The following is a 13,934-nucleotide window of genomic DNA, read 5'->3' as shown; positions in this document are numbered from 1 at the left end:
AGCTTGCTTCCCTGCCTGAGTGTCCTGCGTCGCCGATGGCCTGCTCCATGAACGAAGCGTCGCCGAACATCAGGTGATCGCGGATCTCGTCGATGTCGTGATTTTCACGAATCTGTCGGAAATACCACCCGCCATCGGCCGTGTCGCCGTACAGACAGGCGCCGACCAGCACGTCATCCTTGATCACCAGTTTTTTGTAGACCCCACTGATCGGGTCGGAGAGGGTGATGGTTTCGGTACCTTCGCCGCCCATGAAGTCGCCGGCGGAGAACAGGTCGATGCCTGTGACTTTCAATTTGGTCGAGGTTACCGAGCCTTTGTAGGTGGCGAAGCCCAGTTGCGCGAGGTGGTTGGCGCAGACCTTGGCTTGCTCGAACAGCGGCGCGACCAGGCCGTAGGCGGTTCCGCGGTGGCTGGCGCATTCGCCGATGGCGTAGATCCGTGGGTCATAGGTTTGCAGGGTGTCATTGACCAGAATCCCGCGATGGCAGGGGATGCCGGATTTTTCCGCCAGTTCGGTGCTTGGGCGGATGCCGGCAGCCATGACCACCAGGTCGGCGGGGATGATGTCGCCATTCTTGAATTCAACCGAGCCGACCCGGCCGTTGCCGGCATCGTGCAGGGCCTGGGTCTGTTCGCTCAGACGGAAATGCAGGCCGCGGGCTTCCAGGGCGGTTTGCAGGAGTTGGCCACTGGTTTTGTCCAGCTGCCGCTCCAGCAGCCACTCGCCGATGTGCACCACGGTGACGTGCATGCCGCGCAGCATCAGACCGTTTGCAGCTTCCAGGCCGAGCAGGCCGCCACCGATCACCACGGCGTGCTTGTGGGTTTTCGCGGTGTTGATCATGGCCTGGGTGTCGGCGATGTCGCGATAGCCAATCACACCCTGCAAAGCGTTGCCGGGGATCGGCAGGATGAACGGGGTAGAGCCGGTCGCGATCAGCAGGCGATCGTATTCCGCTTCGGTGCCGTCGTCGGCGATCACGCGGCGTTTGATCCGGTCGATCTCCACTACTTTGCGGTTGAGCAGCAACTTGATGTTGTTGTCCAGGTACCAGTCGAGATCGTTCAGTACGATCTCGTCGAAGGTCTGTTCACCGGCCAGTACCGGGGACAGCAGGATGCGGTTGTAGTTGGTATGGGGTTCGGCGCCGAAGACCGTGATGTCGTACAGCTCGTTGCTCAACTTGAGCAGTTCTTCCAGGGTACGAACCCCGGCCATGCCGTTGCCGATCATCACCAGTTTTAGTTTTTTCATCAGGTTCTCCGGGGAGCTCGGACCCGCCTCATCAGGGCTGTCAGGTCTTGCTCGACATATTTTGCGCAAACAAAAAAAGGCGTCCCGCTAGTTGCCTAGCGAGGACGCCTTTGTCCTGGTCCCGTTCTCTCGGGAAGCACACCCTTCATCGTTGAAGGCTGGGCTTTATGTCTGTTGGGAGAGGTAATGCAGTGGTTGTGCCAAGTCGTCAGAACCCGGGTTTAGAGCGGGAAATAACAGTTTTGAGTCAAAGCGTCCGATTTATTGCACCGAATCAAAGCGCGTTGCCCATTAATGGAGCGAGTTGCTGATGGGGCAGGCGGGGCTGTCAGTCCGCCATCGCGAGCAGGCTCGCTCCCACAATGGTCTCCCGGACACTGGAGATCCCCTGTGGGAGCGAGCCTGCTCGCGATGGGCGCGACGCGGAATCAGCCATGAAACAGCAAAACCAGCAGCACCAGATTCACCACCAACATCACCAGCGCCAGTGTCCGCCAGACCTTCAACGGCTCGCGCTCCAGCAGCGGTCTGGGCCGCACACTCAAACTGCGTCGCTCTCCCTGCTCCAGCAACAGCAACCATTCTTCCGCCGTTTCAAACCGTTGACCCGGATCCGCCGCGACCGCGCGCTCCAGGCTTTGCGCGATCCAGTCCGGCAGGTCGGGGCGGTAACGGCTGGGGCTGACGGGCACGCCAAAGCGTGGACGCTGGAAGGCTTCGATTTCGCCGTAGGGATAATGCCCGGTCAGCAGGAAATACAGGGTGACACCGACTGCGTACAGATCCTGTTGCGGTGTCGGTGCCTCACCGGCAAAGGCTTCCGGCGCGATATAGCTCGGCGTGCCGGGCAGGGTCGTGGGTTGATCTTCTGACAGGCCGGGGCAGTAGGCGAGGCCGAAATCCAGCAAGCGCAATTCACCGTCGTCGCCCAGCAACAGGTTCTCCGGTTTGATGTCGCGATGAAGAATCTGCCGGCGATGCAGCATGCCGACGGCCTTGAGCAGACGCTCGGCCAGATCCTGCCATTGCGCCAGCGGCAGCGCGGCAACCCGTTCGTGCAACTGCGCCAGAGTGGAACCGGAATACTCGCGCATCACGTAATACAAATGCTGACGCTGACTGGCGGCATGAACTTCAGGGAAATGCCGTCCGGCCACGCGCTTGAGAAACCATTCCTCCGACAGCAAAGCCTGACCGGCGAGGTGATCGTCGCGCAGTGCGGCGGGCAAGGTTTTCAGCAGCCAGGGGTGTTGTTGGCTGTCGCGAACCCGATAAAGCAGCGACTGCTGGCTCTGGCCGAGCATCCCTTCGACCTGCCAGCCCTCGAACATCTGGCCCGGTTTCAGTGCGGGTGGCAGTGGCCATTGCTGCAGATGAATCAGCGCATCGCCAATGCTCGTCTCACCGAGGGCATCGACCCGCACCAACAGGGCGCTGGCATTGTCCTGACTGCCCGCCAGGTGCGCTGCGCTGACCAGGGTTTGCGCCGCGCTGTGCAGGTCCGGTTGGTCGCGCAGAATCGCCGCAATGGCGGTGTCGCCCAGCACCGCCCAGATGCCGTCGCTGAGCAGCACAAAGCTCTCATCGAGGCGAAGTTCACCGTCAAGAAAATCCAGGACCAGATGCTGATCGAGCCCCAGCGCTCGCTTGAGCACATGCTGCATGCCCGGCTGGTCCCAGACGTGATCTTCGCTGACCCGTTGCAAGGTGTCGGCGTGCCAGCGATACACCCGGCAATCGCCGACATGGGCCAAGGTAAAACGCCTGCCGCGCATGACCAAAGCACTGACAGTCGTGAGCAATGGTTGCCCACCGCCATTGGCCTGCAACCAGCGATTTTGCGCCAGCAGCAGGCGATCCAGCGCTTGCGCGACACCCCAGGTTTCCGGGGTGGCGTAATAGTCCAGCGCCAGGGCCTGCAAGGTCGAACGGGCGGCGAGACCGCCGTCGGCGCACTGGCTGACCCCGTCGGCGATGGCGAACAGGTAACCCTTGCTTGCCGCCAGCGCCGGGGCCGGAGTGACCAGGCGCAGGGCGTCCTGGTTTTCCTCGCGAGGGCCGATGGCGCTCGCTTCGGCAAAACTCAATTGCAGGCTCATTGCGGTCTCAGACCCGGGCAGCGGTCACAGCGGCCGAACCCCAGGTGGTTCTCCAGCGACGTTTCACCCCGTGCAGGCCGAACCAGGCGAGCACGCCAAGGCTGGCGAACAACCACAGGGCCATTTGATAACTGCCAGTGCTTTGCTTGATCGCGCCCATGCCCGCTGCCAGTGCGAAACCGCCGATGCCGCCGGCCATGCCGATCAAGCCGGTCATTACACCGATTTCCCGACGAAAACGTTGCGGGACCAATTGGAAGACCGCGCCGTTACCCGCACCCAAACCGAGCATGGTGCAGACGAAAAGTGCCAGCGCTGCATAGGAACTCGGCAGGTTGAAACCCACCGCCGCGATGCAGATCGCTGCGACTGTGTACATCCCCAGCAACGTGCGAATCCCGCCGAATCGGTCGGCCAGCGCGCCGCCTAATGGGCGCATCAGGCTGCCACCGAACACGCAGGCTGCGGTGTAGTAGCCGGCAGTGACCGGGCTCAGGCCGTATTGGTCGTTGAAATAGCCGGGCAGGGCGCTGGCCAGGCCGATGAAGCCACCGAAGGTCACGCTGTAGAAAAACATGAACCACCAACTGTCGCGGTCGCCCAAGGCCTTGAAGTAGTCGGACATGGACTTGGCTTTCGGCCGTTCAGGGGCGTTTTTGGCCAGCCAGGCGAACACGATGATGGTCAGGATCAGCGGGATCAGGGCGAAGCCGAACACGTTGCTCCAGCCGAAGGCGGCCGCCAGCACCGGGGCGATCAATGCGGCAAGCACGGTGCCCGAGTTGCCGGCCCCGGCGATGCCCATGGCCTTGCCTTGGTGTTGCGGCGGATACCATTGCGAGGCCAGCGGCAAGGCGACGGCGAAGGATGCGCCGGCCACACCGAGAAACAAGCCCAATAGCAGCGCTTGTTCGTAACTGTGGATGCCGTGTTTCCAGGCGACGAACAGGGCGCAGATGACGATCACCTGGCCGATCAGGCCAGCGGTCTTGGGCGACAGGCGATCAGCCAGCAAGCCCATCAAAAAGCGCAGTATGGCCCCGGCCAGAATCGGCGTGGCCACCACCAGCCCGCGTTGCTGGGTGGTCAGTTGCAGGTCGGTGGCGATCTGCACCGCCAGTGGGCCGAGCAGGTACCAGACCATGAAACTCAGGTCGAAATAGAGGAACGCCGCGAACAATGTCGGGGTATGGCCAGATTTCCAGAAGCTTGAATTCATCGCGCACCTCAGCTGTAGGGAGTCTCGAGAAGGAGTCAGAAGCTTGCAGGTGGGGCGCCGCCTCGGCCGCACCACCGGCCCCGATCTCTGGGGCCAAAACGAAAAAACGCCGCCACCCGATTCGCCGTGGGCAAATGAGGTGAGCGACGTCTTTGTCGTAGGTGGGGCAACCGCCGTTGGTTACCTGTATGGATTACTTAGCCAGATCTGTGCCAACACCTTGATGACGCGTTGCGGCCATTCACGGGCAAGCCTCGCTCCTACAGGTTTTGTGATGAGTTCAGATGTCGTGGGCAACCTGTAGGAGCGAGGCTTGCCCGCGAAGGCGTCTTCACAGACTTCGCAAGGCTTCAGCCGAGCAATTCACTCATGGCAATAATCTGCTCCGCCACCTGAATCAGTTTCTGCTGCCGGCTCATGGCCTGGCGGCGCATGAGGGTGTAAGCCTCTTCCTCGTTGCAGTCCTTCATCTTCATCAACAGCCCCTTGGCCAGCTCGATGCGCTTGCGCTCGGCCAGTTGCTGGTCGCGGGCGTTGAGCTGGGCGCGCAGGGCCTGGTCGCTTTCAAAGCGCGCCATGGCCACGTCGAGAATCGGCTGCAAGCGTTGTGCGTGAATGCCTTCGACGATGTAGGCACTGACCCCGGACTTGATTGCCTGACGCATCACATCGGGGTCATGTTCATCGGTAAACATCACAATCGGTCGCGGTTGGTCGCGGCTCACGAGCACCACTTGCTCCATCACATCGCGGCTGGGTGACTCGGTATCGATCAAAATCACATCCGGACGCACCGTTTCGACGCGCGCGGGCAGGTCGATGGTCAGGCCGGATTCGTCGATCACCTCGAACCCGGCTTCGGTCAGGGCTGCTTTCAGGCGACCGACTTTCTTCGCGGTGTCGTTGATCAGCAGGATACGCAACATATTCGCAGTCTCCTGTCAGCGGCTGGCGATTCGGTGCGAGCTTTCGCTCATGGCGTGCAGCTTGAAACTGCGGGCATAGCCGGTCGGGTCGGAGCCATCCCAGACTTTGCCGTCGATCAATTGGCTGCTGCGCATGTCCTCACCCTCGGCGGCAACACCGACTGCGCTGGCGGCCTCACGATACAAGTCTAGTTGCTGGACCTCACGGGCCACGCCGAGGTAATCCGGGTCGTCGCGCAACAAGCCCCAGCGGCGGAACTGGGTCATGAACCACATGCCATCGGACAAGTACGGCACGTTGACCTCACCGCCCGCATGGAAACGCAGCGCGTGCGGGTCCTGCCAGCGATTGCCGAGGCCATCGGCGTAGTCGCCAAGCAAGCGCGGTTCGATGCAATCGAGCGGTGCATCAAGGTATTCGGGCGCGCTCAACAGCTTCGCGGTGCTGCGGCGGTTTTCGCTGCCGTCTTCGATGAAACGGCTGGCTTCGAGGATCGCCATCACCAACGCCCGGGCGGTGTTGGGGTACTGCTCGACAAAGGCGCGAGTGCAGCCGAGGACTTTTTCCGGGTGATCGGGCCAGATGGTCTGGGTCGTTGCCATGGTGAACCCCAGATTCTGCTTCACCGCGCTGGCGGACCACGGTTCGCCGACGCAGAAGCCGTCGATGCGTCCGGCTTGCAGGTGCGCGACCATCTGTGGCGGTGGCACCACCACGCTGTCGACGTCCTGCAACGGATGAATGCCCTGACTCGCGAGCCAGTAATACAGCCACATGGCGTGGGTGCCTGTCGGAAATGTCTGGGCGAAGGTCAGTTTTGGGCGACTTTGGTGCACGTGCCGGTCCAGTGCTTCAGGACTGGTCACCCCCAAGGCCTGCAAGCCATGAGAAAGGTTGATGCTCTGGCCGTTCTGGTTCAGGCCCATGAGCACCGCCATGTCGGTCGGCGCCACGCCGCCGATGCCCAGGTGCACGGCGTAGATCAGGCCGTACAGGCTGTGGGCGGCGTCGAGTTCGCCGCTGACCAGTTTGTCCCGCAGGTTGGCCCAGGACGACTGGCGCTTGAGGTTCAGGGTCAGGCCGTAAGGCTGCGCGAAACCCTGCGTGGCCGCGACCACCACCGAGGCGCAGTCACTCAGGGCCATGAAGCCGAGGTTGATCTCAGTCTTTTCCGGGGCATCGCTGCCATTGACCCAGGCCAGTGGGCCCGCTGTGGTTTCATTCATGGTTAAACACCTTCCAAAAAAAAGCGTCGTACCGGGCTGCTTGCCAGGGCAAGGCCAAGTGACGACGCCTTTGTCTTTCGACTCATCCCGCCGTTGGCATGAGTGCTGATGTCAGTGAGGGTGCAAGGCATATGCCATCGTCCGCTGATTTTGTTGCGCGCCTCGCTTGCGGCACCGATGCCCGGCTATAATCGCCGCCTCATTTCGCCGCCATTCGAGTCAAAACCGCCCATGTACACCCTGGCCCGTCAGCTGTTGTTCAAACTTTCCCCGGAAACCTCCCACGATCTGTCCCTGGACCTGATCGGCGCGGGCGGGCGTTTGGGCCTCAACAGTCTGCTGTGCAAGGCGCCGGCGAAAATGCCGGTGAACGTCATGGGCCTGGAGTTTCCGAACCCCGTAGGTTTGGCGGCCGGTCTGGACAAGAACGGTGCGGCCATCGACGGGTTTGCCCAGCTGGGTTTCGGATTTGTCGAAATCGGCACCATCACCCCGCGTCCGCAGCCGGGTAACCCCAAGCCACGGATTTTCCGTCTGCCGGAGGCCGAGGCGATCATCAACCGCATGGGGTTCAACAACCTCGGCGTCGATCATCTGTTGGCACGCGTGGCGGCGGCCAAGTACAAGGGCGTGCTGGGCATCAACATCGGCAAGAACTTCGATACGCCGGTTGAGCGCGCGGTCGACGATTACCTGATCTGCCTGGACAAGGTCTATGCCCACGCCAGCTACGTGACGGTCAACGTCAGCTCGCCGAACACCCCGGGCCTGCGCAGCCTGCAATTCGGCGATTCGCTCAAGCAATTGCTGGCTGATCTGGCGACCCGTCGCGCGGAACTGGCCCTGCGCCACGGCAAACATGTACCGCTGGCGATCAAGATCGCGCCGGACATGACCGATGAAGAAACCGCTCAGGTCGCGCAAGCGCTGATCGAAACCGGGATGGACGCAGTGATTGCCACCAACACCACCCTGAGCCGTGTGGGCGTTGAAGGCATGGAGCATGGTGATGAGGCGGGCGGTCTGTCCGGCGCACCGGTTCGCGACAAGAGCACCCATACCGTGAAGGTGCTGGCGGCGGAACTGGCGGGTCGCTTGCCAATCATCGCCGTGGGCGGCATCACCGAAGGCAAGCATGCGGCTGAGAAAATCACTGCGGGTGCTAGCCTGGTGCAGCTCTATTCCGGCTTCATCTACAAAGGCCCGGCGCTGATTCGCGAGTCCGTCGACGCCATCGCGGCGCTGCGCTGAAGGGCTGAGCAGGTCCTGGCGCTGAGGTTTTCTGTGGCGAGGGAGCTTGCTCCCGCTCGGCTGCGAAGCAGTCGTAAACCCCGCAACCGCGTTTTACCTGACACTCCGAGTTGTGACTGGTTCTGGGGCCGCTTCGCAGCCCAGCGGGAGCAAGCTCCCTCGCCACAAAAGCAGTGTTCAGATTCCAGTAATTGGCGGGCATAAAAAAGGGCTCCTCGAAGGAGCCCCTGGGCCGGAGCCCGCCGCCCGGATGGGGCGTGCGTGGTAAGTCGTTACGTAATCAGATTGTCGTGTCGGAGTGTTGTGCCCTGTGTTAGCCGACGGCGTGAAGTTCGTTGAGTCTGTGGATTCCCGCAGTGCCGGTCATACCGTCCCAGTTGTCGCCGCGTCCTTCTCGCCAGCCGTTAATCCAGGCTTGGCGTACCGACGGTAGAGTAAATGGGCAAAGCTCACGGGATTTGCCACCAACGCCATATTGATATCCGCGCAAAAATGCTCTTTCCAACGGATCACGCTTAAGTCTTCTCATAGGGTGTTGCCCTCACTTGTTGACTGTATTTATCGCGTCGACCTCAATTGAGGTCTGGCAGAAAAAAACTCCTGCCGTTGGGGCTCGCTGCCGGCGTCGCGAGCCAAGGTGTTGACGTCGTTGCGGCGTCAACCTGTGTTGAGTTCTAACCAATGCGTCACATCGAGGGAATGATCGTTTTGTCATAAGAACGTAACCATAAAGATGCTAAGGCCATAAGTAACTCGATGTTTGTCCCGTGTTTCTTGGTTAAAGCCCTGTATGATCGGCCCCCCACAGAATGATGGAGTTAATCCTTTGTGAGAATGGCTCCTGTTAAGCAGGACGATTATTCGACGAAGGGTCGACTTATGACATTTTGTTGCATCAACTTTTTTATCTGCCTGTGCATCTAAGCTCTTCTAACCTGAGCAGCACAGGTGGGACGGCACACCTTCGTGCCACGCGGGCGCTCTTTTAGAAAAGCGCCTGATTGAAAACCGGGCCGGCAATGCGTTGCCGGTTCACTTAGCTAAAGGCTCTGAGATTCCAATGTCCGATCAATTCGAAATCTTCCTCACTTGTCCCAAAGGCCTTGAAGGCCTGCTGATCGAGGAAGCCGTCGGGCTTGGCCTTGAAGAAGCACGTGAGCACACCTCTGCTGTGCGCGGCATGGCCACCATGGAAACCGCTTATCGCCTGTGCCTGTGGTCGCGTCTGGCGAACCGGGTGCTGCTGGTGCTCAAGCGTTTCCCGATGAAGGACGCCGAAGACCTGTACCACGGCGTACTCGACATCGAGTGGCAAGACCACATGCTCAATGACGGCACCCTGGCCGTCGAGTTCAGCGGCCACGGCTCGGGCATCGACAATACGCACTTCGGCGCCCTGAAAGTCAAAGACGCCATCGTCGACAAACTGCGCACTCCGCAGGGCGATCGTCCGTCCATCGACAAGCTCAACCCGGACCTGCGCATTCACCTGCGCCTGGACCGTGGCGAAGCGATTCTCTCCCTCGACCTCTCCGGTCACAGCCTGCACCAGCGCGGTTATCGTTTGCAGCAGGGCGCGGCGCCGTTGAAGGAAAACCTCGCGGCCGCGATCCTGATCCGTTCCGGCTGGCCACGCATTGCGGCCGAAGGCGGCGCACTGGCTGACCCGATGTGCGGTGTCGGTACGTTCCTCGTCGAAGCGGCGATGATCGCCGCCGACATGGCGCCGAACCTGCGTCGCGAACAGTGGGGCTTCACCGCCTGGCTCGGCCACGTGCCGGCGCTGTGGAAAAAGCTCCACGAAGAAGCCACCGAACGCGCCGCCGCCGGCCTGGCCAAACCACCGCTGTGGATTCGCGGTTACGAAGCCGATCCGCGCCTGATTCAACCGGGCCGCAACAACGTCGAACGTGCGGGCCTGAGCGAGTGGATCAAGATCTACCAGGGCGAAGTCGGCACGTTCGAGCCACGTCCGGACCAGAACCAGAAAGGTCTGGTGATCTGCAACCCACCATATGGCGAGCGTCTGGGCGACGAGGCGAGCCTGCTCTACCTCTACCAGAACCTTGGCGAGCGTCTGCGTCAGGCCTGCCTGAACTGGGAAGCGGCGGTGTTCACCGGCGCGCCGGACCTGGGCAAGCGCATGGGCATCCGCAGCCACAAACAGTATTCGTTCTGGAACGGCGCCTTGCCGTGCAAATTGCTGCTGATCAAAGTCACGCCGGACCAGTTCGTTACCGGCGAGCGTCGCACCCCGGAACAGCGTCAGGTCGAGCGCGAACAAGTTCAAGCCGAAGTCGAAGTCGCCGACAACGACGTAGCACCGGGCAAATACGAGAAGTACAACAAGAACGGCAACCCGATCAAACCGGCCCCGGTAGTGATCGAGCAACCGCGCTTGAGCGAAGGCGGGCAGATGTTCGCCAACCGCCTGCAAAAGAACCTCAAGGCGTTGGGCAAGTGGGTCAAGCGCGAGGGCATTGATTGCTACCGCGTCTACGATGCCGACATGCCGGAATATTCCATGGCCATCGACCTGTATCACGATTGGGTCCACGTCCAGGAATACGCCGCGCCGAAGTCCATCGACCCGGAAAAAGCCTCGGCGCGCATGTTCGATGCCCTGGCGGCGATTCCGCAGGCCTTGAACATCGACAAGAGCCGCGTGGTGGTCAAGCGCCGCGAGCGTCAGAGCGGCACCAAGCAATACGAACGCCAAGCGGCCCAGGGCAAGTTTGTCGAGGTTAACGAAGGCGGCGTGAAGCTGCTGGTCAACCTCACCGACTACCTCGACACCGGACTGTTCCTCGACCACCGCCCAATGCGTATGCGCATCCAGAAAGAGGCGGCCGGCAAGCGCTTCCTCAACCTGTATTGCTACACCGCGACCGCCAGCGTTCACGCGGCCAAGGGCGGCGCGCGCAGCACTACCAGTGTCGACCTGTCGAAAACCTACCTGGACTGGGCGCGTCGCAACCTGTCACTGAACGGTTTCTCCGACAAGAACCGTCTGGAGCAGGGTGACGTGATGGCGTGGCTCGATGCCTGCCGAGACGAGTACGACCTGATCTTCATCGACCCGCCAACGTTCTCCAACTCCAAGCGCATGGAAGGGATCTTCGACGTGCAGCGCGACCAGGTGCAGTTGATCGACCTGGCCATGGCGCGCCTGGCGCCGGGCGGCGTGTTGTACTTCTCCAACAACTTCCGCAAGTTCACGCTCGAGGAAAACCTCAGCGCGCGTTATGCCGTTGAAGAAATCACCGCCCAGACCATCGATCCGGATTTCGCCCGTAATGGCAAGATCCACCGTGCCTGGAAAATCACGGCTCGTTGACACTTGCAGGGATTGGATCCACAGAGCCTTGATTTTAAAGGCTCTTGGCTTCTTTCTGTGCTGGTCAAATTGATGGCTAATAGCTATAACTCAACGCATGGCCAATGGGCTTTCCCGCACCTGGCGTTTTGAGTTGCGTTTATGTCGTTGCACGCCGTGCGCCCCAAGATCCTGGGTTTTATCAGTGAAGATGTCTCGGCCTGGTTGGTCGCGCTGCTGGTATTGCTCGTCGGTGGGGTTCTCACTGGATTGCTGGCCTGGTCGACGCTGAATCTGTATCACCATCAATTACGGCAACGTTTCCAGCTGCTCGCCAGCGAACGTTACAGCCGCATCGAAGAACGTTTCGAAGATCAGGAGCAGCGCCTCGACGGCCTGCGCCGGTTCTTCGCCAATTCCGAGTCAGTCTCCCGCGCGGAGTTCGACGGTTACACCCAACCGCTGCTGCACCGCACGCAGGCGTATTCATTCGCGGCGCGGGTCACCCGTGCCGAGCGGGCGGCGTTCGAGCGCAAGGTGCGTGAAGAAGAAGGTTTGAGCAACTTCACTCTGCGTGAGCTCAATGCCGAGGGCCAGCTGCAATTGGCTGCCGAGCGGGATGAATACGTAGCGGTGCTCTACAGCCAGACCCGAAGCCGACTCGGCTCGCCGCTGGGGTACGACTTGTTTGCCCAGCCGTTACGCCGCGCCACCCTTGATCGGGCGGACAAACTGGGCAGCATGGCCGTCTCGCAGCCGATGCATCTGGTCGGCATCGAGCCGGCGTATGCGCGTGGCGTGCTGCTGGTGGCGCCGGTGAAGCGTCAGCGTGATGCGGCGACGGCGGACATGAAACCCTACGGATATGTCATGGCCGTGATCAGCATGCGCCAGTTGCTGGCGGACGGGTTGCCGGAGGCCAGTTATGACTATCTCTCGGTACGCATCCTCGATCTGTCCACCGACGATCAGCATGAAGTGCTTTACGAGTCCTCTAACCCGCCTGCACCCAGTGAATTGTCCGCGACACGCCTGTTGCGTATGGCCGACCACGATTATCAAGTCGATATCCTGCCCAGCGAAGCCTTTCTGAAAGCCAACCATTCCTCGGTGACCAGCCTGGTGGTGCTCGGTGGCTTGCTCAGTGTGCTGCTCAGTGCGTTGCTCTACGTGCTGGTCAGCCAACGCCAGCGCGCACTGAAAATGGTCGAGCAGCGCACCCAGGAGCTGCACGCCCGCGAGCAGGAATTGCGCGGCACTCACGGCCAGTTGCGCGGCGTGCTGGATGCTGCGACGCAAGTGGCGATCATCGCCACCGACCTGCGAGGTGTCATCAACACCTTCAACGCCGGGGCCGAGCAAATGCTGGGTTACTCCAGCGCTGAAGTGGTGGGGCGCATGACCCTGGAAAACCTTCACTTTCCCCGAGAGCTGGTCGCACGCTCGGCGGAATTGAGTGCGCGCTATGGCAAGCCAATTCCGACCTGCCAGGCGATGTTGGTCGAAGGTGGAGAAGAGGGCGGTCATGAAGCGCGGGAGTGGACGCTGGTCCGTCAGGACGGCAGCCATTTGACCGTGAACATGCTCGCGACCCCGGTGCTCGACGAGCAAGGCCTGTGGGTCGGGCATCTGGCGATCTGCATCGACATCACCGAACGCAAGCGTGTCCACGAGGCCCTGGCCGCCCGAGACCTGTTGCTGAAAAAGCTCAGCGCCCATGTGCCCGGTGGCATTTATCAATTCAAGATGGAGTTCGACGGCCGATTCAGTGTGATCTACGCCAGCGACGGGATTCGCGAGATCTATGAACTCGAGCCGGACGTTTTGCTGCTCAACGCCGAAGCGATTTTCACGCGGATTCATCCCCAGGACACAACCCGCGTTCGCGACTCGATACGCGCATCGGCGAATACGCTCAGCCCGTGGCGCGAGGAGTACCGGGTACAACTGCCGCAGCGCGGTCTGCGCTGGGTTCGCGGCGAGGCGACCCCGGAGGAACTGCCGGGCGGCGGCGTGCTCTGGCATGGCTATATCTCGGACATTTCCGACCTGAAACGGGTGGAAGAAGAACTGCGGGCGCTGTCGATCACCGACTCCCTGACCGGAATTCACAACCGCCGTTACTTTCAAGAGCGCCTGACCACCGAAATGGCTCGGGTCGAGCGCGGGGGTGGCGAGTTGTCGGTGATCATGCTCGACATCGACCACTTCAAGCGCATCAATGACCAGCATGGCCACGCCGTGGGTGATCGGGTGTTGCAGGCCGTGTGCGAGCGCATCGGCCATCGTCTGCGACGTACCGACGTGTTCTGCCGCCTGGGTGGCGAAGAATTTATGGTGCTGTGCCCGGACATCGGCGGCGAACAGGCTCACGTGCTGGCCTTGCAACTGTGGCAAGCCTTGCGCAGTTCACCGATCGAAGGCGTCGGGGTCGTGACCGCGAGTTTCGGGATCGCCAGTTGGCGAGTCGGGGAGGGCGCGGATGCGCTGTTGCTGCGGGCGGATTCTGGGGTTTATGCGGCGAAGCAGGCGGGACGGGATCGCGTTGAAGCAGAGATGAACTAAGCCTTCATGCTGACCCCTGTGGGCGTGAGCCTGCTCGCGATGGCGGTCTGTCAGTCACATCATTGCTGGATGT

The 13,934-nt window shown here is 61.2% G+C and carries 8 protein-coding genes and 1 pseudogene; 3 read left to right on the top strand and 6 right to left on the bottom strand.

The features are described from left to right. Window position 1: 1 nt before the first annotated feature. The 5 genes and pseudogenes from FBY01_RS02340 to FBY01_RS02315 form a co-directional block, all read right to left on the bottom strand. Window positions 2-1,258 (bottom strand): annotated as a pseudogene (locus FBY01_RS02340) (NAD(P)/FAD-dependent oxidoreductase); the annotation flags it as partial. A 428-nt stretch (window positions 1,259-1,686) separates the two neighbouring features. Further along, on the bottom strand, window positions 1,687-3,357 hold the full coding sequence (locus FBY01_RS02335) for a bifunctional protein-serine/threonine kinase/phosphatase (RefSeq protein ID WP_145305906.1): 1,671 nt from the start codon (window positions 3,355-3,357) through the stop codon (window positions 1,687-1,689). A gap of 7 nt (window positions 3,358-3,364) precedes the next feature. Continuing rightward, entirely contained in the window at window positions 3,365-4,576 is a 1,212-nt protein-coding gene (locus FBY01_RS02330; RefSeq protein WP_077748200.1) for a NarK/NasA family nitrate transporter, read from the bottom strand. A 350-nt stretch (window positions 4,577-4,926) separates the two neighbouring features. After that, a complete protein-coding gene (locus tag FBY01_RS02320; protein ID WP_008146285.1) occupies window positions 4,927-5,502 on the bottom strand; it encodes an ANTAR domain-containing response regulator in 576 nt (191 codons plus the stop codon). A 15-nt stretch (window positions 5,503-5,517) separates the two neighbouring features. Further along, on the bottom strand, window positions 5,518-6,729 hold the full coding sequence (locus FBY01_RS02315; protein WP_010456499.1) for a CmpA/NrtA family ABC transporter substrate-binding protein: 1,212 nt from the start codon (window positions 6,727-6,729) through the stop codon (window positions 5,518-5,520). 231 nt (window positions 6,730-6,960) lie between these two features. Here FBY01_RS02315 and FBY01_RS02310 point away from each other — a divergent pair, with 231 nt between their 5' ends. Further along, the gene (locus FBY01_RS02310; protein ID WP_145305908.1) at window positions 6,961-7,980 is read left to right on the top strand and encodes a quinone-dependent dihydroorotate dehydrogenase; all 1,020 of its coding nucleotides are present in this window, start codon (window positions 6,961-6,963) and stop codon (window positions 7,978-7,980) included. 313 nt (window positions 7,981-8,293) lie between these two features. Here FBY01_RS02310 and rmf read toward each other — a convergent pair whose 3' ends face one another. Beyond that, window positions 8,294-8,509, bottom strand: coding sequence for a ribosome modulation factor (gene rmf, locus FBY01_RS02300; protein ID WP_003223300.1), 216 nt, complete (start codon window positions 8,507-8,509; stop codon window positions 8,294-8,296). Window positions 8,510-9,040: 531 nt separating this feature from the next. Here rmf and rlmKL point away from each other — a divergent pair. Then, window positions 9,041-11,317, top strand: coding sequence for a bifunctional 23S rRNA (guanine(2069)-N(7))-methyltransferase RlmK/23S rRNA (guanine(2445)-N(2))-methyltransferase RlmL (gene rlmKL, locus FBY01_RS02295; RefSeq protein WP_010456487.1), 2,277 nt, complete (start codon window positions 9,041-9,043; stop codon window positions 11,315-11,317). A 141-nt stretch (window positions 11,318-11,458) separates the two neighbouring features. Further along, window positions 11,459-13,861: a diguanylate cyclase gene (locus tag FBY01_RS02290; RefSeq protein WP_145305910.1), complete on the top strand. Its 2,403-nt coding sequence runs from the start codon at window positions 11,459-11,461 to the stop codon at window positions 13,859-13,861. The last annotated feature ends 73 nt before the right edge of the window (window positions 13,862-13,934 follow it).

This window comes from Pseudomonas sp. SJZ077 (genome assembly GCF_007993905.1).
In the GTDB taxonomy this organism is placed as follows: domain Bacteria; phylum Pseudomonadota; class Gammaproteobacteria; order Pseudomonadales; family Pseudomonadaceae; genus Aquipseudomonas; species Aquipseudomonas mandelii.
Note: the sequence above shows the minus strand (reverse complement) of the source record. Positions and strands in the feature narration are given on the sequence as shown.